Annotated in this window: 25 protein-coding genes; 14 read left to right on the top strand and 11 right to left on the bottom strand. The window is 74.4% G+C overall.

From position 1 onward, the window contains the following. Positions 1-165: 165 nt before the first annotated feature. Positions 166-1605: a protein phosphatase 2C domain-containing protein gene (locus SCATT_RS22460; protein WP_014145455.1), complete on the bottom strand. Its 1440-nt coding sequence runs from the start codon at positions 1603-1605 to the stop codon at positions 166-168. Positions 1606-1714: 109 nt separating this feature from the next. Here SCATT_RS22460 and SCATT_RS22455 point away from each other — a divergent pair, with 109 nt between their 5' ends. Beyond that, complete coding sequence (locus tag SCATT_RS22455) at positions 1715-2197, top strand: DUF456 domain-containing protein (protein ID WP_014145454.1); 483 nt, start codon at positions 1715-1717, stop codon at positions 2195-2197. A gap of 18 nt (positions 2198-2215) precedes the next feature. Here the strand turns inward: SCATT_RS22455 and SCATT_RS22450 are convergent, their stop codons facing one another. The 3 genes from SCATT_RS22450 to SCATT_RS22440 are packed head-to-tail and all read right to left on the bottom strand — an operon-like array spanning position 2216 to position 5069. After that, positions 2216-2761, bottom strand: coding sequence for a hypothetical protein (locus tag SCATT_RS22450; protein WP_014145453.1), 546 nt, complete (start codon positions 2759-2761; stop codon positions 2216-2218). After that, positions 2758-4365: a sensor histidine kinase gene (locus tag SCATT_RS22445; RefSeq protein WP_014145452.1), complete on the bottom strand. Its 1608-nt coding sequence runs from the start codon at positions 4363-4365 to the stop codon at positions 2758-2760. The genes SCATT_RS22450 and SCATT_RS22445 overlap by 4 nt, the downstream gene beginning before the upstream one ends. Next, a complete protein-coding gene (locus SCATT_RS22440; RefSeq protein WP_014145451.1) occupies positions 4362-5069 on the bottom strand; it encodes a response regulator transcription factor in 708 nt (235 codons plus the stop codon). The genes SCATT_RS22445 and SCATT_RS22440 overlap by 4 nt, the downstream gene beginning before the upstream one ends. A 192-nt stretch (positions 5070-5261) precedes the next feature. Between SCATT_RS22440 and SCATT_RS22435 the strand changes: the two genes are divergently transcribed. Continuing rightward, positions 5262-6089: a polysaccharide deacetylase family protein gene (locus SCATT_RS22435; RefSeq protein ID WP_014145450.1), complete on the top strand. Its 828-nt coding sequence runs from the start codon at positions 5262-5264 to the stop codon at positions 6087-6089. Here the strand turns inward: SCATT_RS22435 and SCATT_RS22430 are convergent. The 4 genes from SCATT_RS22430 to SCATT_RS22415 all read right to left on the bottom strand — a co-directional run bounded on the left by SCATT_RS22430 (position 6070) and on the right by SCATT_RS22415 (position 11167). Then, positions 6070-6651: a methylated-DNA--[protein]-cysteine S-methyltransferase gene (locus SCATT_RS22430; protein WP_014145449.1), complete on the bottom strand. Its 582-nt coding sequence runs from the start codon at positions 6649-6651 to the stop codon at positions 6070-6072. The two genes, SCATT_RS22435 and SCATT_RS22430, sit on opposite strands and share 20 nt — an antisense overlap. Before the next feature lie 68 nt (positions 6652-6719). Next, positions 6720-8102, bottom strand: coding sequence for a DNA-3-methyladenine glycosylase 2 family protein (locus SCATT_RS22425; RefSeq protein ID WP_014145448.1), 1383 nt, complete (start codon positions 8100-8102; stop codon positions 6720-6722). A gap of 1062 nt (positions 8103-9164) precedes the next feature. After that, positions 9165-10472: a carotenoid oxygenase family protein gene (locus SCATT_RS22420; RefSeq protein ID WP_014145446.1), complete on the bottom strand. Its 1308-nt coding sequence runs from the start codon at positions 10470-10472 to the stop codon at positions 9165-9167. A 128-nt stretch (positions 10473-10600) separates the two neighbouring features. After that, a complete protein-coding gene (locus tag SCATT_RS22415) occupies positions 10601-11167 on the bottom strand; it encodes a hypothetical protein (RefSeq protein WP_014145445.1) in 567 nt (188 codons plus the stop codon). A 125-nt stretch (positions 11168-11292) separates the two neighbouring features. Here SCATT_RS22415 and SCATT_RS22410 point away from each other — a divergent pair, with 125 nt between their 5' ends. Then, positions 11293-11928, top strand: a complete 636-nt coding sequence (locus SCATT_RS22410) for a PadR family transcriptional regulator (protein WP_014628526.1) — start codon at positions 11293-11295, stop codon at positions 11926-11928. Between the two features lie 153 nt (positions 11929-12081). Beyond that, positions 12082-12207, top strand: coding sequence for a hypothetical protein (locus tag SCATT_RS40390; protein ID WP_014145443.1), 126 nt, complete (start codon positions 12082-12084; stop codon positions 12205-12207). 34 nt (positions 12208-12241) lie between these two features. Here SCATT_RS40390 and rsgA read toward each other — a convergent pair whose 3' ends face one another. Together rsgA and SCATT_RS22400 are read right to left on the bottom strand one after the other, a co-directional pair. Then, a complete protein-coding gene (gene rsgA, locus SCATT_RS22405; protein WP_014145442.1) occupies positions 12242-13312 on the bottom strand; it encodes a ribosome small subunit-dependent GTPase A in 1071 nt (356 codons plus the stop codon). 200 nt (positions 13313-13512) lie between these two features. Further along, positions 13513-14769, bottom strand: coding sequence for a YihY/virulence factor BrkB family protein (locus SCATT_RS22400; RefSeq protein WP_014628525.1), 1257 nt, complete (start codon positions 14767-14769; stop codon positions 13513-13515). Between the two features lie 18 nt (positions 14770-14787). Here SCATT_RS22400 and SCATT_RS22395 point away from each other — a divergent pair, with 18 nt between their 5' ends. Together SCATT_RS22395 and SCATT_RS22390 are read left to right on the top strand one after the other, a co-directional pair. Further along, positions 14788-16434 carry an acyl-CoA dehydrogenase family protein gene (locus tag SCATT_RS22395; RefSeq protein WP_014145439.1) on the top strand — a complete coding sequence of 549 codons (1647 nt, stop codon included), beginning with the start codon at positions 14788-14790 and terminating at the stop codon, positions 16432-16434. A gap of 231 nt (positions 16435-16665) precedes the next feature. Continuing rightward, entirely contained in the window at positions 16666-17949 is a 1284-nt protein-coding gene (locus SCATT_RS22390) for a helix-turn-helix domain-containing protein (RefSeq protein ID WP_014145438.1), read from the top strand. On the opposite strand, the gene SCATT_RS22385 is transcribed toward SCATT_RS22390, so the two are convergent. Beyond that, positions 17895-19331, bottom strand: a complete 1437-nt coding sequence (locus SCATT_RS22385; protein WP_014145437.1) for an amino acid permease — start codon at positions 19329-19331, stop codon at positions 17895-17897. The two genes, SCATT_RS22390 and SCATT_RS22385, sit on opposite strands and share 55 nt — an antisense overlap. A gap of 228 nt (positions 19332-19559) precedes the next feature. Between SCATT_RS22385 and SCATT_RS22380 the strand changes: the two genes are divergently transcribed. The 8 genes from SCATT_RS22380 (at position 19560) to SCATT_RS22345 (ending at position 26640) form a co-directional block, all read left to right on the top strand. After that, positions 19560-20333, top strand: a complete 774-nt coding sequence (locus tag SCATT_RS22380; protein WP_014145436.1) for a class F sortase — start codon at positions 19560-19562, stop codon at positions 20331-20333. 31 nt (positions 20334-20364) lie between these two features. After that, complete coding sequence (locus SCATT_RS22375; RefSeq protein ID WP_014145435.1) at positions 20365-20895, top strand: GNAT family N-acetyltransferase; 531 nt, start codon at positions 20365-20367, stop codon at positions 20893-20895. A gap of 334 nt (positions 20896-21229) precedes the next feature. Beyond that, entirely contained in the window at positions 21230-22927 is a 1698-nt protein-coding gene (locus tag SCATT_RS22370; protein WP_014145434.1) for a nitrite/sulfite reductase, read from the top strand. Beyond that, entirely contained in the window at positions 22924-23106 is a 183-nt protein-coding gene (locus SCATT_RS22365; protein WP_014145433.1) for a hypothetical protein, read from the top strand. The genes SCATT_RS22370 and SCATT_RS22365 overlap by 4 nt, the downstream gene beginning before the upstream one ends. Then, positions 23103-23816 (top strand): phosphoadenylyl-sulfate reductase, encoded by a 714-nt coding sequence (locus SCATT_RS22360; protein ID WP_014145432.1) that lies wholly within the window; start codon positions 23103-23105, stop codon positions 23814-23816. Before SCATT_RS22365 ends, SCATT_RS22360 begins: the two co-directional genes overlap by 4 nt. Continuing rightward, the gene (cysC, locus tag SCATT_RS22355) at positions 23798-24382 is read left to right on the top strand and encodes an adenylyl-sulfate kinase (protein ID WP_014628522.1); all 585 of its coding nucleotides are present in this window, start codon (positions 23798-23800) and stop codon (positions 24380-24382) included. The genes SCATT_RS22360 and cysC overlap by 19 nt, the downstream gene beginning before the upstream one ends. Beyond that, complete coding sequence (gene cysD / locus SCATT_RS22350; RefSeq protein WP_014145430.1) at positions 24379-25314, top strand: sulfate adenylyltransferase subunit CysD; 936 nt, start codon at positions 24379-24381, stop codon at positions 25312-25314. The genes cysC and cysD overlap by 4 nt, the downstream gene beginning before the upstream one ends. After that, complete coding sequence (locus SCATT_RS22345) at positions 25315-26640, top strand: sulfate adenylyltransferase subunit 1 (protein ID WP_014145429.1); 1326 nt, start codon at positions 25315-25317, stop codon at positions 26638-26640. Positions 26641-26809: the final 169 nt, after the last annotated feature.

Raw genomic sequence — 26809 nt, 5'->3', positions numbered from 1 at the left:
TACCCCGTGCCCCGGCGCGTCCCCGCCGCGCCGACCTGCGACGCGGCGCCGGAACCGGGTACCCGCGAGCGGTCCGTCCGCTCTTGACGTGACCACCGCCACACCGGCGCATGGCGGCATCCGGGCTCCCCGGCCGTGCGCCCGGCGTACGCCGGAGCCTTTGGCTCACGCCTCCCACACCGCGACCGCCGTACGGTCGTCGGCGTACCCCTTGACCCGCGTCTGGGTGTCGGCGAGGAAGCCCGCCAGCCCGGGCGGTGACTGGTACGGCCCCCAGCGGTCGGCGAGCCGCCGGGCCAGGGCGGGCTCCTCGCGCAGCGGATCGGCGAGCCCGGCGCTGCACAGCAGCAGGGTGTCGGCGGCGCGCCCGGTCACCGCGCGGAACCGGAACGGTACAGCGGTCCGCGCGCCGTCCCCGGTACGCGGTACGGGCTGCGGGCTGATCCCCAGATCGGGGTCGAGGTCGCACCACTCGCCGTCGCGCAGCCGGAACAGCCCGCCGGTCCCCGCGCCGAAGAAGATCCGCAACCGGCACTCCGGGTCCACCGGCAGCAGCAGACACGACAGCCCGGCCTCCGGCCGCAGGTGTCCGTCCGCGCCGGGTCCGCCCCGGAGTTCACCGCAGCCGCGCTCGGCGAGGCGGCACAGTCCGGCGCTGAGGGCGCCGGTGCGGCCGGACCGGATGTCGTCGACGAGCCGCAGATGGCTGCGCCCCACCGCGCCGGCGACCGCCCGGCAGGCCGCGGCGGCGGCCCGGTGGCCATCGGCCACCGCCCGTCCGGACCCGGCGATCGCCATGAAGAGCAACGCGCTCTCCCCCGCCCCGAACCGCGCCGTCAGCAGCGTCTCCCCCCGCGCCCGCCCCCGGAACCGCGCCGAGTCCCCGCGCACGCAGGCCGCCCGTACCGTCAGCACGCCGTACCGGGCCCCGTCCAGCACCGTGTCCGGCACCGGCTCCGCCAGCGCGTCCGGATCGGCCTGCGGCCACGCCGTCGGCTCCGCCTCGTACGTCGGCGGCCGGTCGCCGATGTGCACCGCCTCCGGCCGGTCCTCCTGCCCCCACGCCCCGCGCCACAGCGACGGCAACGCGCCGCCGCCCTCGTCCTCCGACTCCTCCGCCTCGGCCAGCGCCTCCGCCCACGACCCGCCCTCCGGCGCCCCGCCGACCCCCACGTCCGGCTCCCCGGGTCTGAGCCCGCCGGCCATCACGCCGCCAAGGGGCCCGACGCACGCGGCCGTTGCGCCCTCCGCCTCCCCGGCCCCGTCCTCCGGCCGCGCCGGGAGCGCCGACGCGGCCTCGCCGTAGGAGGCCGCCGACGGGCTCCCGGCCGACGGCACCGGGTGGTCCGGCGTATCGGGGGGAGGCGTCGGCTCGGCCGGGGCGGGGTGGGCCCGGGGCGGCGGGAGGGCGGGGACGTCCACCGCGCCGGAGGCGACCCGCAGGGCCGCGGCGAAGTGCTCGTCCAGCGACGGTTGCGACCGCAGGGGGCCGGCGCGGCCGGGGTCGCCCCTCGCCTCGCCGGCGGTCTGCGCGGAAGTGTCGTCATAGAGCCGCTGCCACCACATGTCCTCTTCGTGGCGGTGCGCCTCCCCCTGATGACTCATGCCCTTATTGTCCTCCGCGACGCGGTCCGGGAAACGGTTTACGCCCGATCGGTGGCCCGACCACCCCCGCGGTGGAGCGGACCGGCCGGGCTTCCGGCAGGCTGGGGCCATGGGGACCGCCCAGTTGTCCCTGGTCGGGATGGTGCTGCTGGCCGGGGTGCTCGGGGTGTTGACGCCCGGGCTGCCGGGGCCGCTGCTGTGCTGGGCCGGGCTGCTGTGGTGGGCCGCCGGGGTGCACACCGCGGCGGCGTGGTCGTTGCTGGGCGGCTCGGCGGTGCTGCTGGCCGCCGCCCAGGCGTTCACCGGTGCCCGTACGGAGCGGCGGATCCGGGAGTCCGGGGTGCCCCGGGACGTCCTGGCCGCGGCGGGGGCCTGCGCGATCGCGGGGTTCTTCGTCCTGCCGGTGGCCGGTGCGGTGCTCGCCTTCGTCGGCGTACTCCATCTGCGGGAACGCGCCCGCTCGGGTGACGCGCGGCGGGCCCGGGCCGCGACCCGTACCGTGATGCGGGTCGCGGGGACCTACGTGCTGGTGGAGCTGATGGCCTGCCTGGTGGTGACGGCGATGTGGATGGGCGTGGTCCTCGCCGGCTGACGGTGCCGGGCGGGCGGCTCAGCCGGCCGGGGCCGGGACGCTCGCGGCGGTCGGCAGCGCCGGGGTACGGCAGGTGCCGGGGCCGCGCGTGGTGCCGCCGCCGATGACGCTCACCTTGACGTCGTCGGCCGTGCCGAGCCGGTTCTCCGCCGCCGCGTTCGCCGCGGTGCAGGTCAGCTGCGCCACCGCGCCGGGGCTGAGCCGGGCGACGTCGAACGGCACCGCGACGACCACCTGCCCGGACCGCGCGACCACCTTGACCCCGCTGCCGACCAGCGGCAGGTCGGTGGTGAGACCACGGGCCAGCTCCGCGCTGCTCGGCCCGGCGAACAGCAGGTCGACCGCCTCGTCCGGGGGGACCACCCCGGCGGCCTGGCGCGGGGTGGAGGTGAGACCGGCGGCGGAGAGGAAGAAGAGCCGCACGACGGCTTCCTTGGGCCTCCCCGGCCGCTGCACGCCGACGGCCGGCTGCCCGGCCTCGATCACCCCGGTGGGCGGGATGGCGCACCCCCCGGCGACCGCGGCGAACAGCCCGGTGAGGACGATCGCGGTACGCGCTCTCATCGCGTCCCCCCGTCGGCCACGGACCCGTCGCCGGGGTCCGACCGGCCGTGGCCGGCCTCGTCACCGTCGCCGGCGCGGGGGCGCAGCGGCAGCTCGACGGTGAAGACCGCGCCGCCTTCGGGGGCGTTGGCGGCGTCCAGTTCGCCGCCGTGCAGCCGGACGTTCTCGGCGGCGATGGCGAGGCCGAGGCCGCTGCCCTCGGAACGGGCGCGGGCGGCGTCGGCCTTGTAGAAGCGGTCGAAGATGTGCGGGAGCGCCTCGGGCGAGATGCCGGGGCCGCGGTCGGCGACCTGGAGCACCAGCCGGTCGCCGTCGGGCGCGGTGCGGGTGGCCAGGGTGGCCCGGACCGGGGCGCCGCCGTGCTTGAGGGCGTTGCCCACCAGGTTGGCGACGACCACGTCGAACCGCCTGGGGTCGAGCACGGCGCGGATGCCCGGCGGCAGTTCCGCGGTCACCTTGTCCTGCCAGCCGCGTGCCTGGAGGGACTTGCGTACCGTCTCGGCGGCGTCCACCTCGTCCAGGTGGAGCGCGGCGGCCCCGGCGTCGAACCGGGAGATCTCCATCAGGTCCTCCACCATGCGCACCAGCTTGCCGGTCTCCTCGCTGATCAGGCGGACGGCGGCGGCGGTGTCGGGGTCGAGGCCGGCCGCGTCCTCGTCGAGCACGTCGCTGACGGCGGTCATGGCGGCGAGCGGGGTGCGCAGTTCGTGGGAGACGTCGGAGGCGAAGCGGCGGGCGGTGGCCTCCAGCCGGCGCAGTTCGACCACGTTCTCCTCCAAGGTGGCGGCCATGTGGTTGAACGCCCGGGACAGGTCGGCCAGTTCGTCGCCGCCGCGTACTTCCAGCCGGGTGTCGAGGCGGCCGGCGGCGAGTTCGCCGGCCGCCCGGCGCAGCCGGCGTACCGGGCGCAGCACGCCGCCGGCCGCGATGAGCGCGGGGAGGACGGAGAGCGCGAGGGCGAGCAGGGCGCCGCTCTCGGCGGCCCGGATGAGCGCCTGGGTGTTGGCCTGTTCGGCGGTGAGCGGGAGTTCGGCGTAGACCACGAGTCCGGAACGGTTGTCGGCGGCCCGGACCCCGCCGCTGGTGTCGGAGCCGGCGTAGGCGACCGGCATCCCGATGGCCAGCCAGGGGCGTCCGTCCCTGGTGACGCGCTGGAAGGCGGGGACCCAGTGGTCGGTGACCGTCCGGCGCAGCGCGGGGGTGATGGTGGTGCCGGAGGGTTCGGCGGGGACCGCGGGCTGGTCGCGGTAGACCGCGTACGCCTGCCAGTCCTGGGCCTGCCCGCCGCCGTCGAGCTGGCGGACGAACGCCTGGAGGGCGGCCCGGTCGGGCGGGAAGCGCAGGTCGGGGGCGAGGGAGTTGATCTGGGCGCGCAGGGTGTTGACCGCGGTGTCCTGGCTGCGTTGCAGGATGGCGGTGCGGGCCTGGCGGAAGGTGAGGGCGGCGGTGCCGAGCGAGCTGACGGCGGCGACCAGCAGGAAGGCGACGACGAGTTGGGCGCGCTGGCCGCGCAGCCGCTGGGCCGCCGCCCGCCACCAGGTGCGGCGCGCCGCGTCGGCCTCGGTGGCGGCACGGCCCGCCCGGTCGCGTTCTTCCCGGGTCACAGGGGTCCGAAGCGGTAGCCGAAGCCGCGCAGGGTCTGCACGTACTTCGGGGAACGCGGGTTGTCCTCGACCTTGGCGCGCAGCCGCATCACGCAGGCGTCCACGAGCCGGGAGTCTCCGTGGTAGCTGTGTTCCCAGACGCGTTCGAGCAGTTGCTGGCGGCTGAAGACCTGGCCGGGCGAGGCGGAGAGGAAGAGCAGCAGTTTCATCTCGGAGGGCGGCAGGGCGAGGTCCTTGCCGTGCTTGGCGACGATCAGTCCGGCCCGGTCGATGGTGAGGTCGCCGTAGGTCTCCAGGGCGCTGGAGGCCGGCCCGGTGAGCACCGGGTCGCCGGCGCCGTCGGGTGCGGTACGGCGCAGTACGGCCCGGATGCGTGCCTCCAGCACCTCGCCGCGGGCGGGTTTGACGATGTAGTCGTCGGCGCCGGCCTCCAGTCCCAGGACGACGTCGATGTCGTCGCCGCGCGCGGTGAGCATGATGATCGGGATCTGCCGGGTCGCCCGGATCCGCCGGCACACCTCGAACCCCGAGGCGCCCGGCAGCATCAGGTCGAGCAGCACCAGGTCGGGCCGGAAGGTGTCCAGGGCGGCCAGCCCGGCCTCGCCGGTGGCGGCGCCCTCGACCTCGTGGCCGCGGCGGCGCAACGCGAGGGTGACGCCATGACGCACGGCGGGGTCGTCCTCGATCAGAAGCACACGCGACATGGGCCCAGTATCGATCGGTTTTATGAGGAAACTGTCACAGGCGGATCCATGGCGCGAGGTCGATCGTCTCCCCTGCTGTGTGCGTGATCAGCCCGCGGGGCTGAACGGGCGCGCCCGGCAGGCGGGTTCGCCCCGGGCCCGGTGCTCGGCCGCACACGCAGTGGGAGTGGCGGAGCCGAAAGGGCGGGGACGATGGTGCACAGGGCCGGTCGACGGATCAACAAGCGGGTGGTCACGGCTTCGGCGGTGGCGGTCGTGGGCGCGGCGGCGCTCGCGGGCTGGTGGAGCGCGCAGGCCGGCGAGCCGTCCGGGAACGCCGCGGCGCCCGCCGTCACCGGACCGGCCTCCGCCACGCCCTCGGCGGCGCCGATCACCGGCCAGACCTCGGTGCCCGACCCGGCGCTGCCCGCGCCCAAGGTCAACATGGACATCGCGCACGCCACGGAGAGCGGCGGCAAGGCCGTCAACATCACCATCGACGACGGCCCGGACCCGGTCTGGACCCCCAAGGTGCTCCAGATTCTGCGGGACAACGGGGTCAAGGCGGTCTTCTGCATGATCGGCCCGCAGGCCGCCGCCCACCCCGAGGTGGTCAAGCAGGTGGTGGCCGACGGGCACCGGCTGTGCGACCACACCGTCTCGCACAACACCGCCATGGACCACCGCCCCGACGACTACCAGCGGCACCAGGTCCTCGACGCCGCCGACCAGATCACCCAGGCGTCCGGCGGCGTGCGGCCGATGTACTACCGCGCGCCGGGCGGCGCGTTCACCCCCTACAGCCGGCAGATCGCCGCCGCCGCGGGGATGCGTCCGCTGGGCTGGAACGTCGACTCCAAGGACTTCCAGAAGCCCGGCGTCGGCGCCATCGAACGCACCGTCCGCAAGGAACTGCGCAACGGCCCGACCGTGCTCTTCCACGACGGTGGCGGCAACCGCGCCCAGACCGTGGCCGCGCTGCGCGACCTGCTGCCGTGGCTGAAGCAGCAGGGGTACACCTTCAGCTTCCCGGTGCGGTGACGACCGGCTCCGCCCGGTACGCGCCGGGGGCGCCCGCCGCCGTGCCGGACACCGGCCGAGGCCAGGCACCCTCCAGCGCGAGCAGCCGGCGCTTGCGCTCCAGCCCGCCGGCGTAACCGGTCAGCGAGCCGTCCGAGCCGATCACCCGGTGGCAGGGGCGGATCACCAGCAGCGGGTTGGCCCCCACCGCCCCGCCGATCGCCCGCACCGCCCCCGGCGACCCGGCCGCCGCGGCCAACTCCCGGTAGGTGACGGTGGTGCCGTACGCCACGGTGTCCAGCGCCGCCCACACCCGGCGCCGGAACTCGCTGCCGTGCGGTGCCAGCGGCAGGTCGAAGGCGCGCAACCGGCCCGCGAAGTACGCGTCGAGCTGCCGGGCGGCCTCGGCGAAGGCGTCCGGGTCCCGCCGTGCGCCGCTGCCCGGCCCCAGGTCGGGCAGCGGCGCGCCGCGCTGCCCCGGGACGTGGAGCCCGGTGAGCGCGAACCCCGCGTCCGTGTCGCGGGTGCCGGTGAGCGTCAGCTCGCCCAGCGGGCTGTCGAGGGTGGTGAAGAGCGTGGTCATGGTGTCCCTTCTCGGGTTGTCGGGGTGATGGCCGACGGGGTCGGGGTCGGGGGCCTGGGTTGCCGGGGTCATGCGGCGTGCTCCGGGTCGAGCAGGCGGGTGGCGTAGGAACGCCAGGGGCGCCAGGCGTCGGCGGGCCCGGACGGCTCGACGGCACCGGCGGCGGGTACGAGGACGTCGGGGTCGCCCAGGGCACGCATGCGGATGAGCGCCGCCGTGCGCCCGTCGAGACCGGGCACGGCCGTCAACGCCCGTGCCGACGCCTCCCGGTCGGCCCCGGCGTCGAGCCGGACCGCGCCCTCGGCCAGCGCTGCCGCCAACTCCCTTGCCGGTGCGGGCGCTTCGACCCCGGCGATCGTCTGCACGGTGGGGAACAGCCTGGTCAGCCCCGCGTCCGGACCGCCGGGCAGCACGTCGCCGTACCGGTCCGCCAACTCCCCGGCCCGGGCCGGATCACCCAGCGCGAGCCGGATCGCCGTCTCGTGCGGATCGGCCGCGCCCGGCACCCGCACCCCCGGCCGAGCCGCCGCGAGGGGACCCAGGACGGGGTCACCGGCGAACCGCGCCACCACCGCCTCGGGGTCGGCGTCCAAGTCGAACAGCCGCCTGACCCGCTGCACGGCGGTGGTCAGGTCCCGCAGGTCGGCCAGGCGCAGCCGGCACTCCAGCCAGCCGCCGGCACGCGCCCGCGGGCCGGGCTCGTCCACCTCCGCCGTGCCCACCCCGTGCGGCAGCCGCAGCGTCCGCCGGTAGGTACGCCGCCCCGGCTCCCCCGTCACCTCCTCGACGCCCGGCACGGCCTCCCGCGCCAGCAGGCCGAAGACACCGGCCGCGTCGTACGGCCCGCGGTGCGCCAGACGCAACGGCACCACGCCCGCCGGTGCCGCCCCCGGGCGCCGCCCCTCGGCGGTGGCCCGCAGCTCGGTCGGGGTCCGGTCGTAGATCTGCCGGATGGAGTCGTTGAACTGCCGGACGCTGGCGAACCCGGAGGCGAACGCGATCTCCGTGATCGGCAGCGTCGTGGTCTGGAGCAGCACCCGTGCGGTGTGGGCGCGCTGGACCCGGGCGAGCGCCACGGGCCCGGCACCCAGCTCCGCGGTGAGCTGGCGCTGCACCTGCCGTGCGCTGTAGCCCAGCCGCGCGGCCAGCCCCGCCACCCCGTCCCGGTCCACCACGCCGTCCCGGATCAGCCGCATCGCCCGGCCGACCAGGTCCGCCCGCACGTCCCACTCGGGTGACCCCGGCACCGCGTCCGGACGGCACCGGCGGCACGCCCGGTACCCCGCGCTCTGCGCCGCCGCGGCCGACGCGTAGAACGTCACGTTGATCCGCTTCGGTGTCACCGCCGGACAACTCGGCCGACAGTAGATGCCCGTCGTCCGCACCGCGGTGAAGAACACCCCGTCGAACCGCGCGTCCCGGCTGCGCACCGCCTGATATCCGGTCTCCATGTCGATCACACCTCCAAGTCTGCGCTTCCGGGCCACCCCGGACTGGCGGAAATCGGACATCATGGCCCGACCTCCAGGGGCGGCCCCCGGTGCCCCCGGGCGGGCGGAGCCGGTTGCGAGGAAAAGGTCACAGGTGCCGCGGCCCGCGGCCCGCGCGGAGGGCGAACCCTCGGATAGCCGACGCCTCGGTGCCGGGGCCGTCGGGGACGGCTGCGTGGCCCCGCCCCTCCCCGGCCGGCGGATGTCCAACGTCGGCGCCGGGACGCCCGGGGGTGGCCGCGGGCCGGGGCGGAGTGGCCGGACGGCATCGGAGGACTCGGGGGGCGCTCCGAACCTCGGCCCTGCCGTCCAGGTGCGGCCTGAGCGGCGGATGCCCGCCACCGACGAGCGAGGAGGTCACGGGGCGGCCGGGGGCCCGGGCCCGGACGGGGCGGCGGAACGCCACCCCGTCCGGGCGGGCCGTCGCGGGGACGTCGCGGGAGAATCCGGCCGGGGGCAGGGCCAGGGCCACGCCCAGGCAGGGAGGGCACTCCGCTGCGGGGTCGACGCACGGTGTCGACGCCGTTGGGGACGAGTGCGTGCCCCCTCCCACCCCGGTGCGGCCCGGGTGACGGACACCCGACGTCGGCACGAGGAGGTCACGGCACGGAGCCGGGACAAGTGGCTGGACGACACCGGCCGTCTCGGAGGGCGCTCCATTCCCCGCCCTCTCCCGCCCCGGCGCGGCGCGTACGACGGATACCCGGCGCGCCGTGCGGGGACGTCGCGGAAGACCCTGACCAGGGCCAGGACGGGGCGGCCGACGACATCGGCGGCCTCGGGGGCACCCCGCCGCTTGCCACTACCGCCCCGATGCGGCCTGGGCGGACGGACTCCAGACAACGGCGCGGGGATGTCACGGGGCGGCCGGGGGCCGGGTGGGGCACTCCGTGCCGACCCCTCCCTCGTGCGCCCCTGCCGACGGACCTGCGACACGCCCGCGCGACGACCTCACGCCACCCTCCCGGCCACGCCCGATACGAGGCGGAACAGCGAGCCGCCGCGAAGCCCCGGGGCGCCTTCTTACGCGTCGGGTATCCAGTGGCCGTGGAAGCCGGCCGGGACTCGGCGGGGGAGGTGGATGGTGGCGACCCGGGACAGGTCGTGGGCGTCCAGGACGAGGAGTTCGGCGGAGCCGGGGGTGGAGAGGAGGGAGAGCAGCCAGCCGTCGTCCTCGGCGGTGGCGTCGGCGGCGGGGACGAAGACGGCTTCGCCGGGGCGGGTGTCCTCGCCGGTGGTGAAGGTGCGGGTGGCTCCGGTGCGGGTGTCGTACTTGATCAGTTCGCCCTGGCCGACGGCGTAGACGTGGCGGTTGGCCAGGCCGGTGCGTTCCTCGTCGATGGTGGGGAACTCCACCATGCGGTCGTCCAGCGGCGTTTCGCGGACCTGGCCGGTGGCGGGGTCGAGGAGCCAGCGGTGCAGGACGGGGACCTGACGCCTGGCCGCGCTGCCGCCGCCCATGCGTCCCCAGGTCTCCTGGAAGCTCCGCGGGGAGTAGCGCACGGCGTCGAGGACGACGCGGCCCTGCTCGTCCTCGTAGGCGTTGCCGACGTGGAAGACGTAGGCGGGGTCGACGTCGAACCAGCGCACCGGGGCCCCGGGGGTGCGGGGCATCACGCCGATCCGGGCGCCGTAGTCGTCGTCCCAGCGGTAGGGCATTCCGCGCCCTGTGAGGGAGAGGTCGAAGACCACGGGCAGGTCGAGCCAGACGACGTGGTTCGCGGTGATGGCGAAGTCGTGCGTCATCGTGGGCCCGGGGACCGCGATCTCGCGGCTTTCGACGAGTTCTCCGGAGGCGGAGAGCCGGTGGTAGGTCAGGTAGGGCGGGGCGAACCCGTAGCCGAAGAAGAGGAGTTCGCCGGTGCGTGGATCGGCCTTGGGGTGGGCGGTCATGGCGGTGGTGAGCCGGCCGCCGAAGTCGCAGGGGCCGACGGTCTCCAGTTCCGGGGTGACCTCGTACGGCAGGCCGCTCTCGACCAGGGCGTAGATCTTGTCGGCGTGCGGGATGACATGGGTGTTGGCGGTGACGGCGGTGCGGTCGACGGTGCCGTTCTCGTCGACGAGCGGGACGCCGTCCATGGCCCGGGTGCGCACCCAGCGGTTGCGGTACCACTCGGCGCGGCCGTCGCGGAGCCGGATGCCGTGCAGCATCCCCTGGCCGGCGAACCAGTGCCCGGGGTCCTGGCCGGGCAGCGGGTTGGGGCCGTTGCGGAAGTAGCGTCCGGTCAGCTCGGGCGGGAGCGTACCGGTGACCGGCAGGTCGTGCGCCTCCGTCTCGTCCGGGACGGGGGCCAGATGGCCGCTGAGGTAGGCGGGGGTGTCGGCGGTCATGTGATCTCCTTGGGCGATGTGAAGTCGCGGATGGTGAGCGGCTGTTGGGCGGCGGCCGGCGCCTGACCGTCCCGTTCGGCATCTCGGGGGACGCCGGGTTCGCGGTGTCCCCGGCGGCGGGCGGGGCGTCAGACGGCCGGCTGCCGGGTGGCGCGGGCCCGCACGGCGTCGGGGTAGCGGACGGTGAAGACGGCGGGCAGGACGAACGCGGCGATGGTGACGAGGGTGGGGGCGATGCCCGGGGCTCCGGAGAGCTGGAGTGCGGCGAGAGCCAGGGCGGAGCAGGTGAAGGCGACCGCCCAGACGGCGCTGATCACCACGTTGACACGGCGGAAGAGGGGGTTGTCCCACAGCGCGGCGGGGACCGAGGCCCGGGCTATGCCGAGCGTGAAGGGCCGGCGTACGGCCAGCGAGCCCCAGGCGATCAGTGCGAGCCAGCCGGAGGAGGCGGACTGCGTCCACGGGCGCAGGACGGAGTGCGGGTCGGCGAGGGCGATCGCCAGCACCACGGCGAAGTAGCCGGCCGAGCACGTCTCGATGAGCAGGGCGTCCCAGCCACGGCCGGCCCGCCGGGCGGTGACCAGGCCCCAGGCCGTCAACACCAGCCCCGCGAGCGCTCCCCAGCGCCAGTCGGCGACGGAGGCGACCACCGCGTAGCCGATCCACGGCAAGAACGGCCTGACGAAGCTGCTCACGACTTCCCCCTGCTCCCCCGGCCCGAGGCTGTCGTACGCGTCGGACCCATGACATTCCACTACTGACATGTCGAAGATAGAAGCTCCTCGCTCGACATGTCAAGGGTGGAATGTAGAATCGGGTCATGAGTCTTCGCCACGCCATGCTCGGTCTGCTGGCCCGGGGCCCGGCCAGCGGTTATGACCTGCTGAAAGCCTTCGAGGCGTCGCTGGCCAACGTCTGGCCGGCCACGCAGAGCCAGCTCTACACCGAGTTGGGCCGGCTCACCGACGCCGGGCTCATCGCGGTGCAGGCCGAGGGGCCGCGTGGCCGTAAGGAGTACCGGATCACCCAGCAGGGCCGCGAAGAGCTGTGGCACTGGCTCACCGAGGTGGAGCCGGATCCGCCGCGGCGCAACGACGCCCTGCTGCGGGTCTTCTTCCTCGATCAGGTGGACCCCGGGCAGGCCCGGGCCTATCTGGAACGCCGGGCGGCAGCGGCGGCGGCCCAGGAGGCGGCGCTGCTCGGGTTGCGGGAGCAGGTGGCCGCCCAGGACGATCCGCTGGCCAGATACGGCCTGTTGAGCCTGGAGTACGGGGTGCGGATATCGGCCGCGGTGCGGGAATGGGCGCAGTGGGCCGTCGAGCAGCTCGACGCCGGCGGCGCCCTCGCCCCCGCGAACCCGGCCGGCCCCGCCGCCACCACCGCCGACACCGGCACCGCGAGCCCGGCGGACTCCCCCGCCCACGCCGCCAACCCCTCCGCCGCAACCGGCGGTTGACCGTCCCGCCCCCTCGGGTCTTCGCCGCCGGATGTGGCCGGAAGCGGTTGGGAAGCGGCGTACACGGGAATGTCACGGGCAGGTGGAATCCGTGAAGACCGCGTGAAATCCGTCCCGGCTTCCAGCCGGCCCCGGACGACCCTTGGAGGAGCCATGATCTACACGATCGTGCTGGGGATAGTCATCGTGACCCTGGGCGTCGGCACCGTGGTCTACACGTTCTGGCACGAGGGCAGCCCGCTCACCGCGCGACGGCGGCGCGGTGGCGACGTGAGCTGATACGCGGGCCACGGCCGCGCGGGGCCGCGTGGAACTACCACGGCCTCCCGCCCCGCTTCGCCTCGTAGGCCGCGCGGCCTTCGGCCGATCGGCGCTTCCACAGGGTGCGTTGTTCGGCGCGCAGGCGGACGTCGGTGCGGGCGGCGATCCAGGCGTTCTCGCGGAGGAGTTTGCGGTAGCTGTCGAGGCGGCGTTCGGGCAGGGTTCCGGCGGCGACGGCGGAGAGGACGGCGCAGCCGGGTTCGGAGACGTGGGCGCAGTCGTGGAAGCGGCAGTCGGCGGCGAGTGCCTCGATCTCGGTGAAGACGCGGCCGACCCCGGATTCGGCGTCCCACATGCCGACGCCGCGCAGGCCGGGCGTGTCGATGACCACGCCGCCGCCGGGCAGCGGCAGCAGGTCGCGCGAGGTGGTGGTGTGGCGTCCCTTGCCGTCGGCGTCGCGGACCGCGCGGACGTCCTGCGCCTCGCGTCCCAGCAGGGCGTTGGCGAGGGTCGACTTGCCGGCGCCGGACTGGCCGAGGAGCACGCAGGTGCCCCCGCCGAGCAGCCCGGCGAGGGGTTCCAGGCCGCTGCCGGTGGCGGCGCTGACGGCGAACACGGGTGCCCCGGGGGCCACCGTGGCGACGTCGGTGACCAGGTGGTCCACCTCGGGCACCAGGTCGGCCTTGGTCAGCGCGACGACCGGCTGGGCGCCGCTCTCCCAGGCGAGCGCGAGGAAGCGTTCGACGCGGCCGAGGTCGAGTTCGGCGGCGATCGACACCGCGATGACCACGGTGTCGACGTTGGCCGCGAGGACCTGGCCCTCGGAGCGCTTGGAGGAGGTGTTGCGTACCAGGGTGGTGCGGCGCGGGAGCAACTCCCGTACCAGCACCGGGTCGCCGGAGGGGTCGAGCGCGGCCCAGTCGCCGGTGCAGACCCAGGCCAGCGGGTCGGGGGAGGTCACCGGGGTGAGGTCGGCGCGGACGAGGCCGTCCTCGGTGACCGCGTCGCACAGCGTGCCGTGGACCCGTACGACGCGGGCGGGCACCAGGCCGCGGGCGGCGTGCGGGGCGAAGTCAGCGTCGCGGGTGCTGTCCCAACCGTAGCCGCAGAGCGTGGAGTTCAAGGTGGTGGTCCTTCGGGACGAGGGTGAAGGTGTGGTTCCGCTGCGGGATGCGGGCAACGCCGCGCGCGATGACAGCCATGAGTCGCACCTCCATGTCGTCCCGGGAGGCGTCCGCCGTCGGACGCCTCGTCACATGAGCCGCGACCCTACGCGGCGCCCCGCCCCCGGTCCACCGGATTTCCCCCGATCCCGCGGCGGACCTACCCCCGCGCCCTCCCTCCCCCCACCGCCCAGCGCCACACCCGGCGGGCCACCCGGCGCCGCAGACCCACGCGCCCCCGCCTACCCGGCCGCGCGGGAACCGCCGGAGGGGCGCGGAAGGGCGCGGGGGCCCAGCGTTCGGGGTACTCGGCGGGGGCCACCGCCAGCGCGTCGTCGTCCTCGTCGGGCCGTTCGGGATCCGGGTCCGCCTCGTCCTCCTCGGCCTCGCGCGACGACCCGTCCGGCGCCCCGTGGTCCTCCTCCGCCGAGGCCGCCCGGGCCACGAGTTCGGCGGCCTCCTGGGCCCTGGCCCTGGCCCGTTCCGCGCGGGCGGCGGCGGTGGCCAGCGAGGGCCACACCCGGTCGGCGGCGGCGTTGACGGCCGCGCCCACCAGCACGGCGAAGGCCGACACGCCGATCCACAGCAGCACCGCGACCGGCGCCGCCAGCGAGCCGTAGATGGTGGGCCCTTCCATCGTGTGGGTGAGGTAGATCCGCAGCAGGAAGCTGCCGAGCACCCACATGAAGAGCGCCACCAGCGCCCCCGGCACGTCCTCCACCCACGGCGAGCGCACCGGGACCGAGACGTGGTAGAGCGTGGTCAGGAACGCGATGGAGAGCACCAGCACCACCGGCCAGTACAGGGCGTCGACCACCCCGGCGCTGTGCGGGACGAGCCCGATCACCGCCTCCGGACCGGCCACCAGCAGCGGCAGCACCACCGCCCCGACCAGCAGCGCGACGATGTAGAGCACGAAGGAGAGCAGCCGGGTGCGGACGATGCCGCGGCGTCCCTCCAGCCCGTACATGATGGTGATGGTGTCCACGAAGACGTTGAGCGCCCGGGAGCCGGACCACAGCGCGATGAGGAAGCCGGCCGAGATCACGTCGGGGCGGCCGACCCGGAAGACGTAGTCCACCAGCGGCCGGACGAGTTGGTTGACGCCCTTGACGGAGAGCACGGTCGCCGAGGCGGTCAGGATGTTGCGCCGGATGTGGTCGATGGTCCCGGCGCCTATCACCGCTTCGAGGTAACCGAGCGCGCCGACGAGACCGAGCAGCAGCGGGGGGAGCGACAGCAGGACGAAGAAGGCGGCCTCGGCGGCGAGCCCGGTGACCCGGTACTCCATGCAGGAGTTGACGGTGTCCTTGGTGAGCAGCCACACCACCTTGCGCTTCGAGACGTTGCGGTAAAGGGCCCGTGCCCGATGCAACCGCCCAGGTCGTGGCGGTGGTGTTCCCTCTGCTGCGTGCACCTGCCTACCGTAGCTGCCATGGCTTCCCGCACCCACACGGTGACCAACCAGGTACCCCCGCTGGTCTCCTACGACGTCTTCAGTGCCGACCCCGCCCTCGCCGAGGGCGTCGCGCGGCACCTCGCCCCCGAGCACCTCGACGAGGCCCGGACCGAGCTGTCCGAACTGGGCCGGGCGGCCGGTTCCGCCCAGGCGCAGCGCTGGGGCGAGGAGGCCAACGGCTACCCGCCGGTGCTGCGTACCCACGACCGGTACGGCAACCGGATCGACGAGGTGGAGTTCCACCCCAGCTGGCACCGGCTGCTCGGGCACGCGGTGGGCGCCGGGCTCACCGACGCCTGGTCCCGGCCGGGCGGGCACGTCCGGCGTACCGCGGCCTTCCTCACCTGGACGCAGGTGGAGGCGGGGCACGGCTGCCCGCTGTCGATGACGCACGCCGCCGTCCCGGCGCTGCGCGCGGACCCGGCGCTGGCCGCCGAGTGGGAGCCCCGGCTGACCTCCCGGATCTACCGGCCGGAGTTGCTGCCGCCGGGTGCCAAGCCCGGGGCGCTGTTCGGGATGGGCATGACGGAGAAGCAGGGCGGTTCGGACGTACGGGCCAACACCACCCGGGCGGAGCCGCTGGCCGAGCCGGGGGCGTACGCGCTCACCGGGCACAAGTGGTTCTGTTCGGCGCCGATGTCGGACGCCTTCCTGGTGCTCGCCCAGGCGCCCGGGGGGCTGACCTGCTTCCTGCTGCCCCGGGTGCTGCCGGACGGCACCCGCAACGTCTTCGCGATCCAGCGGCTCAAGGAGAAGCTCGGCAACCGCTCCAACGCCTCCTCGGAGGTGGAGTTCGACGGCACCTGGGCGCGCCGGGTCGGCGAGGAGGGGCGCGGGGTGGCGACCATCATCGAGATGGTGGCCGCCACCAGGCTGGACTGCGTGTCGGGGTCGGCGGCGCTGATGCGGCAGGCGGTCGCGCAGGCCACGCATCACGCGGCGTACCGCGAGGCGTTCGGCGGTCCGCTGATCGACAAGCCGCTGATGCGCAACGTCCTGGCCGACCTGGCGCTGGAGTCGGAGGCGGCGACCACCACCGCGCTGCGGCTGGCGGCGGCGTACGACGCGGACACCGAGCACGAGCGGGCGCTGCGGCGGATCGCGGTGCCGGTGGCCAAGTACTGGGTGACCAAGCGGTGTTCCGCGGTGGTCGGCGAGGCGCTGGAGTGCCTGGGTGGCAACGGCTACGTGGAGGAGTCGGGGATGCCGCGGCTGTTCCGGGAGTCGCCGCTGAACTCGATCTGGGAGGGGTCGGGGAACGTGCAGGCGCTCGACGTGCTGCGCGCGCTCCAGCGGGAGCCGGGCGCCCTCAACGCGTTCCTCGGGGAGCTGGGGCTGGCGCGGGGCGCCGACCACCGGCTGGACGGGGCGATCAAGGACCTGCTGACCGAACTGGCCGATCTGGAGGGCATCGAGGCGCGGGCCCGGCGCGTGGTGGAGCGGATGGCGCTGGTCTTCTCGGGTTCGCTGCTGGTGCGGTTCGCCCCGGCCGCGGTGGCGGACGCGTTCTGCGCCTCGCGGCTGGGCGGCGACTGGGGGACGGCGTTCGGCACGCTGCCGCACACGCTCGATCTGGTGTCGGTGGTCGACCGGGCCCGGCCGCGCCCGGAGCAGGGCGCGTAGCGGACGGCAGGCGGCCGGGGTGGTGCCGCGCCGACCCGGCGCCACCCCGGCCCCGCGCCTTTGGCCCGGAGCGATCCGGGGCGGTGGCGCGACCGGACGTCACTTTCCGCCGGAACGGGGTGGATTGGCAACCGTTGCAGCAGGTTGCGGTTTTCCGCCGGATGACCGGCGCGGCGGACCCGGGCGGCGGCACCATGGGATGGCACACCGAGAAGATCCGAGAGACCGCACGTGAAACAGTCACCACCCGAGCCGCCGGCCGCGGGGCGGACGTCCGGCACCGTCCCGCCCTCCCGCGCGGTGATCACCGAGTCCTGGCGCCGGATGCTGCGCCGGGGCCTGGATCCGGACGTCGGCAACCACCGCACGGCGCTCGCCGCGGACGCGCTGGAGTCGCTGCGCCGCCAGTCGCCGCTGGCCGGGATCGTCCCCACGCTCCGGGAGGGCCTGCGTTCGGTGGCCGACGGGGAGCGCCACGTGATGGCGGTGGCCGACGCCGACGGCCGGGTGCTGTGGCGTACCGGGGGTCGGTCCGGGCGGCGCACCGCCGACCGCGTCAACCTGGCGGAGGGCGCCTGCTGGGCGGAGGAGTCGGCGGGCACCAACGGGATCGGCACCGCCGTGGTGGCCCGTACCCCGCTGCAGATCACCTCCACCGAGCACTTCGTCCGGGCCCACCACGGGTGGACGTGTGCGTCGGCGCCGTTGCACGATCCGCGGGACGGGCGGCTGCTGGGCGTGGTGGACATCAGCGCCCCGGCGGCCGAGGTGCATCCGGCCACCTTGGCGCTGGTGACCGCGGTGGCCCGGGTGGCCGAGGGCGAACTGCGGGCCCGGCACTGGCAGTCGGTGGAGCGGCTGCGGTCCACGGCGGCGCCGGTGCTGGCCCGGCTCGGCGGTCCGGCGATCGCGGTGGACCGTTACGGCTGGACGGCCGCGGTGACCGGGATGGCGCCGGTGGACCGGGTGGCGTTGCCGGCCACCCCGCAGACCGGCCGGGTGTGGCTGCCGTCGCTGGGTCCGTGCGTGCTGGAGCCGTTGCCGGGCGGGTGGCTGGTGCGGGTGGGGCAGGCGCCGGGGCCGGCCGCGCCCGGGCGGGTGGTGCTGGAGCTGGCCGGCCCGCGTTCGTGGTCGGTGTCGGTCAGCGGGGCGATGGGCAGTTGGTCGCACCATCTCTCGCCGCGCCACGCCGAGTTGCTGTACGTGCTCGCGCTGCACCGCGAGGGGCGTACCGCCGCCCAGCTCGCCGAGGCGCTCTTCGGCGACCCCGGCCGTACGGTGACGGTGCGGGCCGAACTCTCCCGGCTGCGCCGCCGGCTGGCCGGGGTGCTGGCCCACCGTCCGTACCGGTTCGCCGACCACGTGGAGGTGGAGGTGCGCGGGCCGCAGGATCCGCTGGACCTGCTGCCGTTCTCCACCGCGCCGGCGGTGCTCGCGGCGCGGCGGGGGCGGGCGGCGGCTCAGGAGGTGGGGCCGGCGTCCCGGTCGCGGCCGGCCAGCCCCGAGTGGCGGTAGGAGTAGCCGGCGTAGACCAGCAGACCGATCAGGAACCACACCGCGAACCGCAGCCATGTCTCCCAGTGCAGGAAGGTGATGAGCCACAGCGAGAAGAGCGCGCCGAGCGCGGGGACCACCGGCTTGGCCGGGCAGCGGAAGGTACGCGGCAGGTCGGGGCGTTTGTAGTGGAGGACGAGGACGGCCACGCAGACCACCACGAAGGCCAGCAGGATGCCGATGTTGGTCAGCTCGGCGGCGGTGCCGATGGGGACGAAGCTGGCGATGGCCGCGGCGGCGACGCCGACGATCCAGGTCACCCGGGTCGGCACGTGGCGGGTGGGGTGGGTGTGGGCGAACCACGGCGGCAGCAGCCCGTCCCGGCTCATCGAGTACCACACCCGGGTGACGCCGAGCATGAAGGTGAACATCACGGTGAGGATGCCGATGATGGCGCCGACGGCGACCACGTCGGCGACCGCGTCGAGGCCGACCGACTTGAACGCCGAGGAGAAGCCGCTCTTGGGGTCGATGGAGCGGTAGTTCTGCATCCCGGTGAGCACCAGGCAGGCGAGCACGTAGAGCACCATGGAGATGGCCAGCGACAGCAGGATCGCCTTGGGCATCTGGCGTTGCGCGTCCTTGGACTCCTCGGCGGCGGTGCTCATCGCGTCGTAGCCGAAGACGGCGAAGAACACGGTGGCCGCGCCGGTGAAGGCGCCGCCGAGTCCGTAGGGGAAGAACGGGGTGTAGTTGGCGGTGTGGACATGCAGGAAGCCGACGGCGATCACCAGCAGCACCACCAGGACCTTGACGCCGACGACCACGGTCTCGAAGCGGGCGGCGCTCCTGATGCCCAGGTTGAGCAGCGCGGCGATGAGCAGGCAGAGCACGGCGGCGAACAGGTCGACCCGGTGGCCGGGGCCGGTGCCGGGCGCCCCGAGCAGCCAGGCGGGGAGCTTGAGCCCGGCCTGGCCGAGCAGGAAGTCGAAGTAGCCGGAGATGCCGATGGCGACGACGGCGACGATCGCGGTGTACTCCAGCAGCAGGTCCCAGCCGATGAACCAGCCGACCACCTCGCCGAGGACGGCGTAGCCGTAGGTGTAGGCGGAGCCGGCCATCGGGATGAGCCCGGCGAACTCGGCGTAGGAGAAGGCCGCGGCGGCGCTGGCGATGCCGGCGATCAGGAAGGAGACGAGGACGGCGGGGCCCGCGGTGCCGTTGGCCACGGTGCCGGCCAGGGTGAAGACGCCGGCGCCGATGATGCCGCCCACCCCGATGGCGGTGAGCTGCCACAGCCCCAGGGACCGGCTGAGCCGTTCCCCGGCGGCCACCTCGCCCGCCTCGGGTGTCTCGATCGGCTTGCGGCGCAGTGCGCCTCGTCCCGCCCGGAGTTTGGCCATGTCCTGTCCCCATTCTCCGCTTTGTCCGCCGTTGTCCGGCGGCGGGCCCATCTTCGCGGAGCCGACGGGGCCGGGGAAGACGGCGCTCCGCGCGGGGTTGGTCCTCGCCGGTGAACGGCGGCCACCCGTTCGCCCGTGCCGCCTCGCCGGGACGGGGCCGGCCGCCTAGCGTGCAAGGGCCGGGGCGGTCCGTCCGGCCGGGTCCGGAACGTCGAAGGAGGTCGGCCCATGTCCACCGCGAGCCCCCCGAACCCCGCGGACGGCGCCGGCGGGGAGGAAGCGTCGGTACGCAGCCGCTACCGGGGGCCGGTGGCGATCGCGGTGGCCGCGGTGTGCGGGGCGGCGCTGATCCACAACGGCGCGGCCGACGACCACGGCCCCCCGCAGCCCGGCCGGGCCGCGGCGCTGGCGTCCCCCAGTCCGTCGGCGCGTCCGTCCGGCGCGGCGCGGGAGGACCGGGGGCGGCCGGGGGACGAGGAGAGTGCCTCCGGCGCGGACGGCGACGACGAGGCGGGTCCGGCGGCGGCCCGTCCGCTGCCGTACGCCGAGCCGCTGCGGATCCGCATCCCGCGGATCTCGGTGGACGCGCCGGTGATGAAGGTGGGCCTGGACGACGACGGCTGGATCGCGGCGCCGCCGCCGGAGGACACCAACCTCACCGCCTGGTACAAGGACGCGGCCTCCCCCGGCGAACGCGGCACCGCGGTCATCGACGGCCACGTGGACAACGTGCACGGCCCGTCCGTCTTCTACGGCCTGGGCGCGCTGCGCAAGGGCGACCGGATCGAGGTGGCCCGCGGCGACGGGCGCACCGCGGTCTTCACCATCTACGGCATCGAGGTCTTCGCCAAGGACCACTTCCCCGGCGACCGGGTCTACGGCGACATCGGCAAGCCGGAGCTGCGGGTGATCACCTGCGGCGGCGGATACACCAAGAAGCACGGATACGCCGGGAACGTGGTGGTCTTCGCCCGGCTGACCGGGGTGCGTGCCGTCGAGTGAACGGACGGCGGGGCGTGATGGGGTGGGGCCCATGACCGACACCGCTGTGACCACCTGGTACCTGGAGCAGACCGACCCCGCCGACCTGGCCCCGGCCGCCGCGCCCGATCCGGCGGCCGGTGTGACCGTGGCGCGGGCACGGATACCGAGCCCGGAGTTCAGCCGCTTCCTGTACGCGTCGGTGGGGGCCGACGTGGCGTGGACCGACCGGCTGGGGTGGACGCCGCGGGAGTGGCGGGCGTACCTGGAGCGGCCGGGCACCGAGACGTGGGTGGCGTACGAGCGCGGCACGCCGGCCGGGTACGTGGAGTTGAGCCCGGACGCGGCGGACGGGGTGGTGGAGATCGCCTACTTCGGGCTGCTGCCCGCCTTCCGGGGCCGGCGCATCGGCGGCCATCTGCTGACGTACGGCACCGCGCGCGCCTGGGACCTGGCCGCGCGGTGGCCGGGGCGGACGCCGACCCGCCGGGTGTGGGTGCACACCTGCAGCCTGGACGGCCGGTACGCGATGGCCAACTACCAGCGGCGCGGATTCCGGCTCTACGACACCCGTACCGAGTGACGCGCGGGGGCGGGTGGGGCGCGTGACACGCGACACACCGTCTCAGATATCGGGAAGGGTACGTCCGCTTTTTGGACAATAGTGGACTGGTCGGAGAGCGGCATGCCACGCTTCCGTCATGTCTCGCGCTGGAATCGCCTTGGTGGGTCGACTGCACGTCGACTACGGCCGCATGTCCAGCGCCATCTGTCCGGCGAGCTGAACGACCAGCGCCGCACTTTCCCAACCCTCCCCGCCGATTCGGCGACGCGGGCCCATGCATGCGTGAAACCGCAGGTCAGGGCCGTCCGCTGACGCCTCCGCGCGCTCCGCCTGCCCGAAGGACCCTGCTGACATGGCCACCATCGACGAGACCGCCGAGGTCGCACCATCCCGCCGCAAGGCCGGCCGCCACCGCGGCGAGGGCCAGTGGGCCGTCGGCCATTTCACCCCGCTCAACGGCAACGAGCAGGTCAAGAAGGACGACGACGGTCTCAATGTGCGGACGCGTATTGAGACGATCTACGCGCACCGCGGCTTCGACTCCATCGACCCGGCCGACCTGCGCGGCCGGATGCGCTGGTGGGGGCTGTACACCCAGCGCAAGCCCGGCATCGACGGCGGCAAGACCGCGGTGCTGGAGCCGGAGGAGCTGGACGACCGCTACTTCATGATGCGGGTGCGCGTCGACGGCGGGCGGCTGACGGTGGCCCAGTTGCGCGCGATCGGCGAGGTCTCGCAGACCTACGCCCGCGGCACCGCCGACATCACCGACCGGCAGAACATCCAGCTGCACTGGGTGCGCATCGAGGACGTGCCGGACATCTGGCGGAAGCTGGAGTCCGTGGGGCTGTCCACCACCGAGGCGTGCGGCGACTGCCCCCGGGTGATCATCGGCTCCCCGGTGGCCGGGATCGCCGCCGACGAGATCATCGACGGCACCCCGGCGATCGAGGAGATCGAGCGGCGCTACATCGGCAGCAAGGAGTTCTCCAACCTGCCGCGGAAGTTCAAGACCGCGATCTCCGGCTCGCCGGCGCAGGACGTGGTCCACGAGATCAACGACGTTGCCTTCGTCGGCGTGGTCCACCCCGAGCACGGCCCCGGCTTCGACCTGTGGGTCGGCGGCGGCCTGTCCACCAACCCGCGGCTGGGCGAACGGCTGGGCGCCTGGGTGCCGTTGGCCGAGGTGCCCGAGGTGTGGGCCGGGGTCACCGGGATCTTCCGCGACTACGGCTACCGGCGGCTGCGCAACCGGGCCCGGCTGAAGTACCTGATGGCCGACTGGGGCCCGGAGAAGTTCCGCCGGGTGCTCCAGGACGAGTACCTGGGGCGCGAACTCCTCGACGGCCCCGCGCCGGCCGAGCCCTCCAGCCGCTGGCGCGACCACGTCGGGGTGCACCGGCAGAAGGACGGCCGCTACTACGTGGGCTTCGCCCCCCGGGTCGGCCGGGTCGACGGCGCCACCTTGACCAAGGTCGCCGACCTGGCCGCCGCGCACGGCTCCGACCGGCTCAGCACCACCGTCGAGCAGAAGATGATCGTGCTGGACGTCGCCGAGGACCAGGTCGACTCGCTGGTCGCCGGGTTGGAGGCGCTGGACTTCCAGGTCACCCCGTCCCCGTTCCGGCGCGGCACGATGGCCTGCACCGGGATCGAGTTCTGCAAGCTGGCCATCGTCGAGACCAAGGGCCGCGGCGCCGCGCTCATCGACGAACTGGAGCGCCGGCTGCCGGAGTTCGACGAGCCGATCACCGTCAACCTCAACGGCTGCCCCAACGCCTGCGCCCGCATCCAGACCGCCGACATCGGCCTCAAGGGCCAGTTGGTGCTGGACGACGAGGGCCGCCAGGTCGAGGGGTACCAGGTGCACCTCGGCGGCGCGCTCGGCCTGCGGGCGGGGTTCGGCCGCAAGGTGCGCGGGCTGAAGGTCACCGCCGCCGAACTCCCCGACTACATCGAGCGGGTGCTCCGCCGCTACCTGGCCGAGCGCACCGCCGGTGAGCGGTTCGCCGACTGGACGGCGCGGGCCTCCGAGGAGGCGCTGTCATGAGCGAGCGGGCGGCCCCCTTCTACTGCCCCTACTGCGGGGACGAGGACCTGCGGCCGTCGCCGGAGGGCCATGGGGCCTGGGAGTGCGGTGCCTGCAACCGCGCCTTCCGGCTGGCGTTCATCGGGCTGCTCGCCGCCGGCCTGCGGCGGGACGACACGGGGGAGGACGGAGCGCGATGACCGGAACCGGAGTGGACGGCCGCACCGATGCGGAGCTGAAGGCCCTGGCCGAGCGGGCCGGGCGCGACCTGGAGGACGCCGACGCGCTCGACGTCCTCGGCTGGGCCGCGCGCACCTTCGGCCCGCGCTGGTGCGTGACCTCCTCCATGGAGGACGCCGTGGTGGCCCATCTGGCCTCCCGCGCCGCCCCCGGGGTGGACGTGGTCTTCCTCGACACCGGCTACCACTTCCCGGAGACCATCGGCACCCGGGACGCGGTGGCCGCGGTGATGGACGTCAACGTCATCACGCTGACGCCGCGGCGGACGGTGGCCGAGCAGGACGCCGAGTACGGGCCGCGGCTGCACGACCGCGACCCCGACCTGTGCTGCGCGCTGCGCAAGGTCCGGCCGCTGGAGGAGGGGCTGCGCGGCTACCAGGCGTGGGCCACCGGGCTGCGCCGCGACGAGTCGCCGACCCGGGCCGGCACCCCGGTGGTCGGCTGGGACGAGCGGCGCCGCAAGGTGAAGATCTCCCCGATCGCCCGCTGGACCCAGGACGACGTCGACGCCTACGTGGCCGAACACGGCGTGCTGACCAACCCGCTGCTGCTGGACGGCTACCCCTCCATCGGCTGCGCGCCGTGCACCCGCCGGGTGCTGGAGGGCGAGGACGCCCGCGCCGGACGGTGGGCGGGGCGCGCCAAGACCGAATGCGGGCTGCACGGCTGATGAAGCGTCAGGAGAATGAGATGAGCGTGACGGAACGGGGGGCCACGATCTGGCTCACCGGGCTGCCCAGCGCCGGCAAGACCACCGTCGCCCGCGCGCTGGCCGAACGGCTGCGGGGCGAAGGACACCGCGCCGAGGTGCTCGACGGGGACGAGATCCGCGAGTTCCTCTCCGCCGGGCTGGGCTTCACCCGGGCCGACCGGGACACCAACGTCCAGCGCGTCGGCTTCGTCGCCCAACTGCTGGCGTCCCACGGCGTCAAGGCGCTGGTGCCGGTCATCGCGCCGTACGCGGACAGCCGGGAGGCGGTGCGCAAGCGCCACGAGCAGCACGGCACCCCGTACCTGGAGGTGCACGTGGCCACCCCGGTGGAGGTCTGCTCGGTCCGCGACGTCAAGGGGCTCTACGCCAAGCAGGCGGCCGGCGAGCTGTCCGGGCTGACCGGGGTGGACGACCCGTACGAGGCCCCCGAGGCCCCCGACCTGCGTCTGCACACCCACGACCGGACGGTGGCCGAGTCCGCCGAGGCACTCAACGCGCTGCTCAGGGAGAGGGGACTGGCGTGACGACGGTGACCGAGATCAGCGAGGGCGTGGAGAACCCGTACGCGCTGTCGCACCTGGACGCGCTGGAGTCCGAGGCGGTGCACATCTTCCGCGAGGTGGCGGGCGAGTTCGAGCGGCCGGTGATCCTCTTCTCCGGCGGCAAGGACTCCATCGTCATGCTCCACCTGGCGCTCAAGGCGTTCGCCCCGGCGCCGGTGCCCTTCGGGCTGCTGCACGTGGACACCGGGCACAACTTCCCCGAGGTCATCGAGTTCCGCGACCGCACGGTGGCCCGGCACGGCCTGCGGCTGCACGTGGCGAGCGTGCAGGACTACATCGACGACGGGCGGCTGCGCGAGCGCCCCGACGGCACCCGCAACCCGTTGCAGACCGTGCCGCTGCTGGACGCCATCGGCGAGGGCCGCTACGACGCGGTCTTCGGCGGCGGACGGCGCGACGAGGAGAAGGCGCGGGCGAAGGAACGTGTCTTCTCGCTGCGCGACGAGTTCGGCGCCTGGGACCCGCGCCGCCAGCGCCCCGAGCTGTGGCAGCTGTACAACGGCCGGCACGCGCCCGGCGAACACGTCCGGGTCTTCCCGCTGTCGAACTGGACCGAGCTGGACGTGTGGCAGTACATCGCCCGCGAGGGCATCGAACTGCCGCCGATCTACTACGCCCACGAACGTGACGTCTTCCGCCGTGCCGGGATGTGGCTGACGGCCGGCGCGTGGGGCGGGCCGAAGGACGGCGAGCCGGTCGAGCGCCGGCTGATCCGCTACCGCACCGTCGGCGACATGTCCTGCACCGGCGCCGTCGACTCCGACGCGGCCACCATCGAGCAGGTGATCGCCGAGATCGCGGCGAGCCGGCTCACCGAACGCGGCGCCACCCGCGCCGACGACAAGCTCTCCGAGGCCGCGATGGAAGACCGCAAGCGCGAGGGGTATTTCTAGATGAGCACCACCACCGAAGAGCTGGCGGCCACCTCGCTGCTGCGGTTCGCCACCGCGGGCTCCGTCGACGACGGCAAGTCCACCCTGGTGGGGCGGCTGCTGCACGACTCCAAGTCGGTCCTCGCCGACCAGTTGGAGGCCGTCGAGCACGCCTCCCGGCGGCGCGGGCAGGACGCCCCCGACCTCGCCCTGCTCACCGACGGCCTGCGCGCCGAACGGGAACAGGGCATCACCATCGACGTCGCCTACCGGTACTTCGCCACCGCCCGGCGCCGCTTCATCCTGGCCGACACCCCGGGCCACGTGCAGTACACCCGCAACATGGTCACCGGGGCCTCCACCGCCGAGCTGACCGTCATCCTGGTCGACGCCCGCAACGGCGTGGTGGAGCAGACCCGCCGGCACGCCGCGGTCGCCGCCCTGCTGCGCGTCCCGCACGTGGTGCTGGCGGTCAACAAGATGGACCTGGTCGACTACGCCGAGCCGGTCTTCGCCGCCATCGCCGAGGAGTTCACCGGGTACGCCGCCTCGCTGGGCATACCCGAGGTCACCGCGATCCCGATCTCCGCCCTGGCCGGTGACAACGTGGTGACCCCGTCCGCGCACATGGACTGGTACGGCGGCCCGACCGTGCTGGAGCACCTGGAGACCGTACCGGTCGGCTCCGACCCGTCCGGCGTCCCGGCGCGCTTCCCCGTCCAGTACGTGATCCGCCCGCAGACCGCCGACCACCCCGACTACCGCGGCTACGCCGGGCAGATCGCCTCCGGTGTGCTGCGCGTCGGCGACCGGGTCACCGTGCTGCCCTCCGGCGCCACCAGCACCATCACCGGCATCGACCTGCTGGGCCGGCCGGTGGAGCTGGCCTGGGCGCCGCAGTCGGTCACCGTGCTCCTCGCCGACGACCTCGACATCTCCCGCGGCGACCTCCTCGCCCCCGCCGAAGGCGCCCCCGCCACCACCCGCGACATCCGGGCCACCGTCTGCCACCTGCACGAACATCCGCTGCGGGTGGGGATGCGGGTGCTGCTCAAGCACGGTACGCGCACCGTCAAGGCGATCGTGAGGGAGCTGCCGTACCGCATCGACCTCGGCGCCGAACTGGCCCACCACACCGCCCCGGAGGAGTTGGGCGTCAACGACATCGGCGCGGTGGTGCTGCGTACCGCGGAGCCACTGCCGCTGGACGCGTACGCCGACTCGCGGCGCACCGGTTCGTTCGTGCTGATCGACCCGGCCGACGGCGCCACGCTGACCGCGGGCATGGCCGGCGAGGCGTTCGCCGGCGCCGCCCCGGCCCCGGCCGGCGAGGGCTGGGACTTCTAGCGATGGCGACCGGGGGTTTCTACGACCGCTTCGCCAAGGAGGGCGGCCGGATCGGCAGCGGCACGCTCGGCAGCGGGCGGGGCGGCCAGGCGCGATGTGCGCGCTGACCGCATCCGGGTGCGCGGCCCCCACCACCGCGCACACCGTCGTCCGCCGCACCCCCTCCCGC

It is taken from the genome of Streptantibioticus cattleyicolor NRRL 8057 = DSM 46488 (genome assembly GCF_000240165.1).
In the GTDB taxonomy this organism is placed as follows: Bacteria; Actinomycetota; Actinomycetes; order Streptomycetales; family Streptomycetaceae; genus Streptantibioticus; species Streptantibioticus cattleyicolor.
Note: the sequence above shows the minus strand (reverse complement) of the source record. Positions and strands in the feature narration are given on the sequence as shown.

Excerpts from the sequence above, each read along its gene's own strand:
- SCATT_RS22460 (WP_014145455.1), bottom strand. The coding sequence starts at position 1,605 with ATGAGTCATCAGGGGGAGGCGCACCGCCACGAAGAGGACATGTGGTGG.
- SCATT_RS22455 (WP_014145454.1), top strand. The coding sequence starts at position 1,715 with ATGGGGACCGCCCAGTTGTCCCTGGTCGGGATGGTGCTGCTGGCCGGG.
- SCATT_RS22450 (WP_014145453.1), bottom strand. The coding sequence starts at position 2,761 with ATGAGAGCGCGTACCGCGATCGTCCTCACCGGGCTGTTCGCCGCGGTC.
- SCATT_RS22440 (WP_014145451.1), bottom strand. The coding sequence starts at position 5,069 with ATGTCGCGTGTGCTTCTGATCGAGGACGACCCCGCCGTGCGTCATGGC.
- SCATT_RS22435 (WP_014145450.1), top strand. The coding sequence starts at position 5,262 with ATGGTGCACAGGGCCGGTCGACGGATCAACAAGCGGGTGGTCACGGCT.
- SCATT_RS22430 (WP_014145449.1), bottom strand. The coding sequence starts at position 6,651 with ATGACCACGCTCTTCACCACCCTCGACAGCCCGCTGGGCGAGCTGACG.
- SCATT_RS22425 (WP_014145448.1), bottom strand. The coding sequence starts at position 8,102 with ATGGAGACCGGATATCAGGCGGTGCGCAGCCGGGACGCGCGGTTCGAC.
- SCATT_RS22420 (WP_014145446.1), bottom strand. The coding sequence starts at position 10,472 with ATGACCGCCGACACCCCCGCCTACCTCAGCGGCCATCTGGCCCCCGTC.
- SCATT_RS22410 (WP_014628526.1), top strand. The coding sequence starts at position 11,293 with ATGAGTCTTCGCCACGCCATGCTCGGTCTGCTGGCCCGGGGCCCGGCC.
- SCATT_RS40390 (WP_014145443.1), top strand. The coding sequence starts at position 12,082 with ATGATCTACACGATCGTGCTGGGGATAGTCATCGTGACCCTGGGCGTC.
- SCATT_RS22395 (WP_014145439.1), top strand. The coding sequence starts at position 14,788 with ATGGCTTCCCGCACCCACACGGTGACCAACCAGGTACCCCCGCTGGTC.
- SCATT_RS22385 (WP_014145437.1), bottom strand. The coding sequence starts at position 19,331 with ATGGCCAAACTCCGGGCGGGACGAGGCGCACTGCGCCGCAAGCCGATC.
- SCATT_RS22380 (WP_014145436.1), top strand. The coding sequence starts at position 19,560 with ATGTCCACCGCGAGCCCCCCGAACCCCGCGGACGGCGCCGGCGGGGAG.
- SCATT_RS22375 (WP_014145435.1), top strand. The coding sequence starts at position 20,365 with ATGACCGACACCGCTGTGACCACCTGGTACCTGGAGCAGACCGACCCC.
- SCATT_RS22370 (WP_014145434.1), top strand. The coding sequence starts at position 21,230 with ATGGCCACCATCGACGAGACCGCCGAGGTCGCACCATCCCGCCGCAAG.
- SCATT_RS22365 (WP_014145433.1), top strand. The coding sequence starts at position 22,924 with ATGAGCGAGCGGGCGGCCCCCTTCTACTGCCCCTACTGCGGGGACGAG.
- SCATT_RS22360 (WP_014145432.1), top strand. The coding sequence starts at position 23,103 with ATGACCGGAACCGGAGTGGACGGCCGCACCGATGCGGAGCTGAAGGCC.
- cysC (WP_014628522.1), top strand. The coding sequence starts at position 23,798 with ATGCGGGCTGCACGGCTGATGAAGCGTCAGGAGAATGAGATGAGCGTG.
- SCATT_RS22345 (WP_014145429.1), top strand. The coding sequence starts at position 25,315 with ATGAGCACCACCACCGAAGAGCTGGCGGCCACCTCGCTGCTGCGGTTC.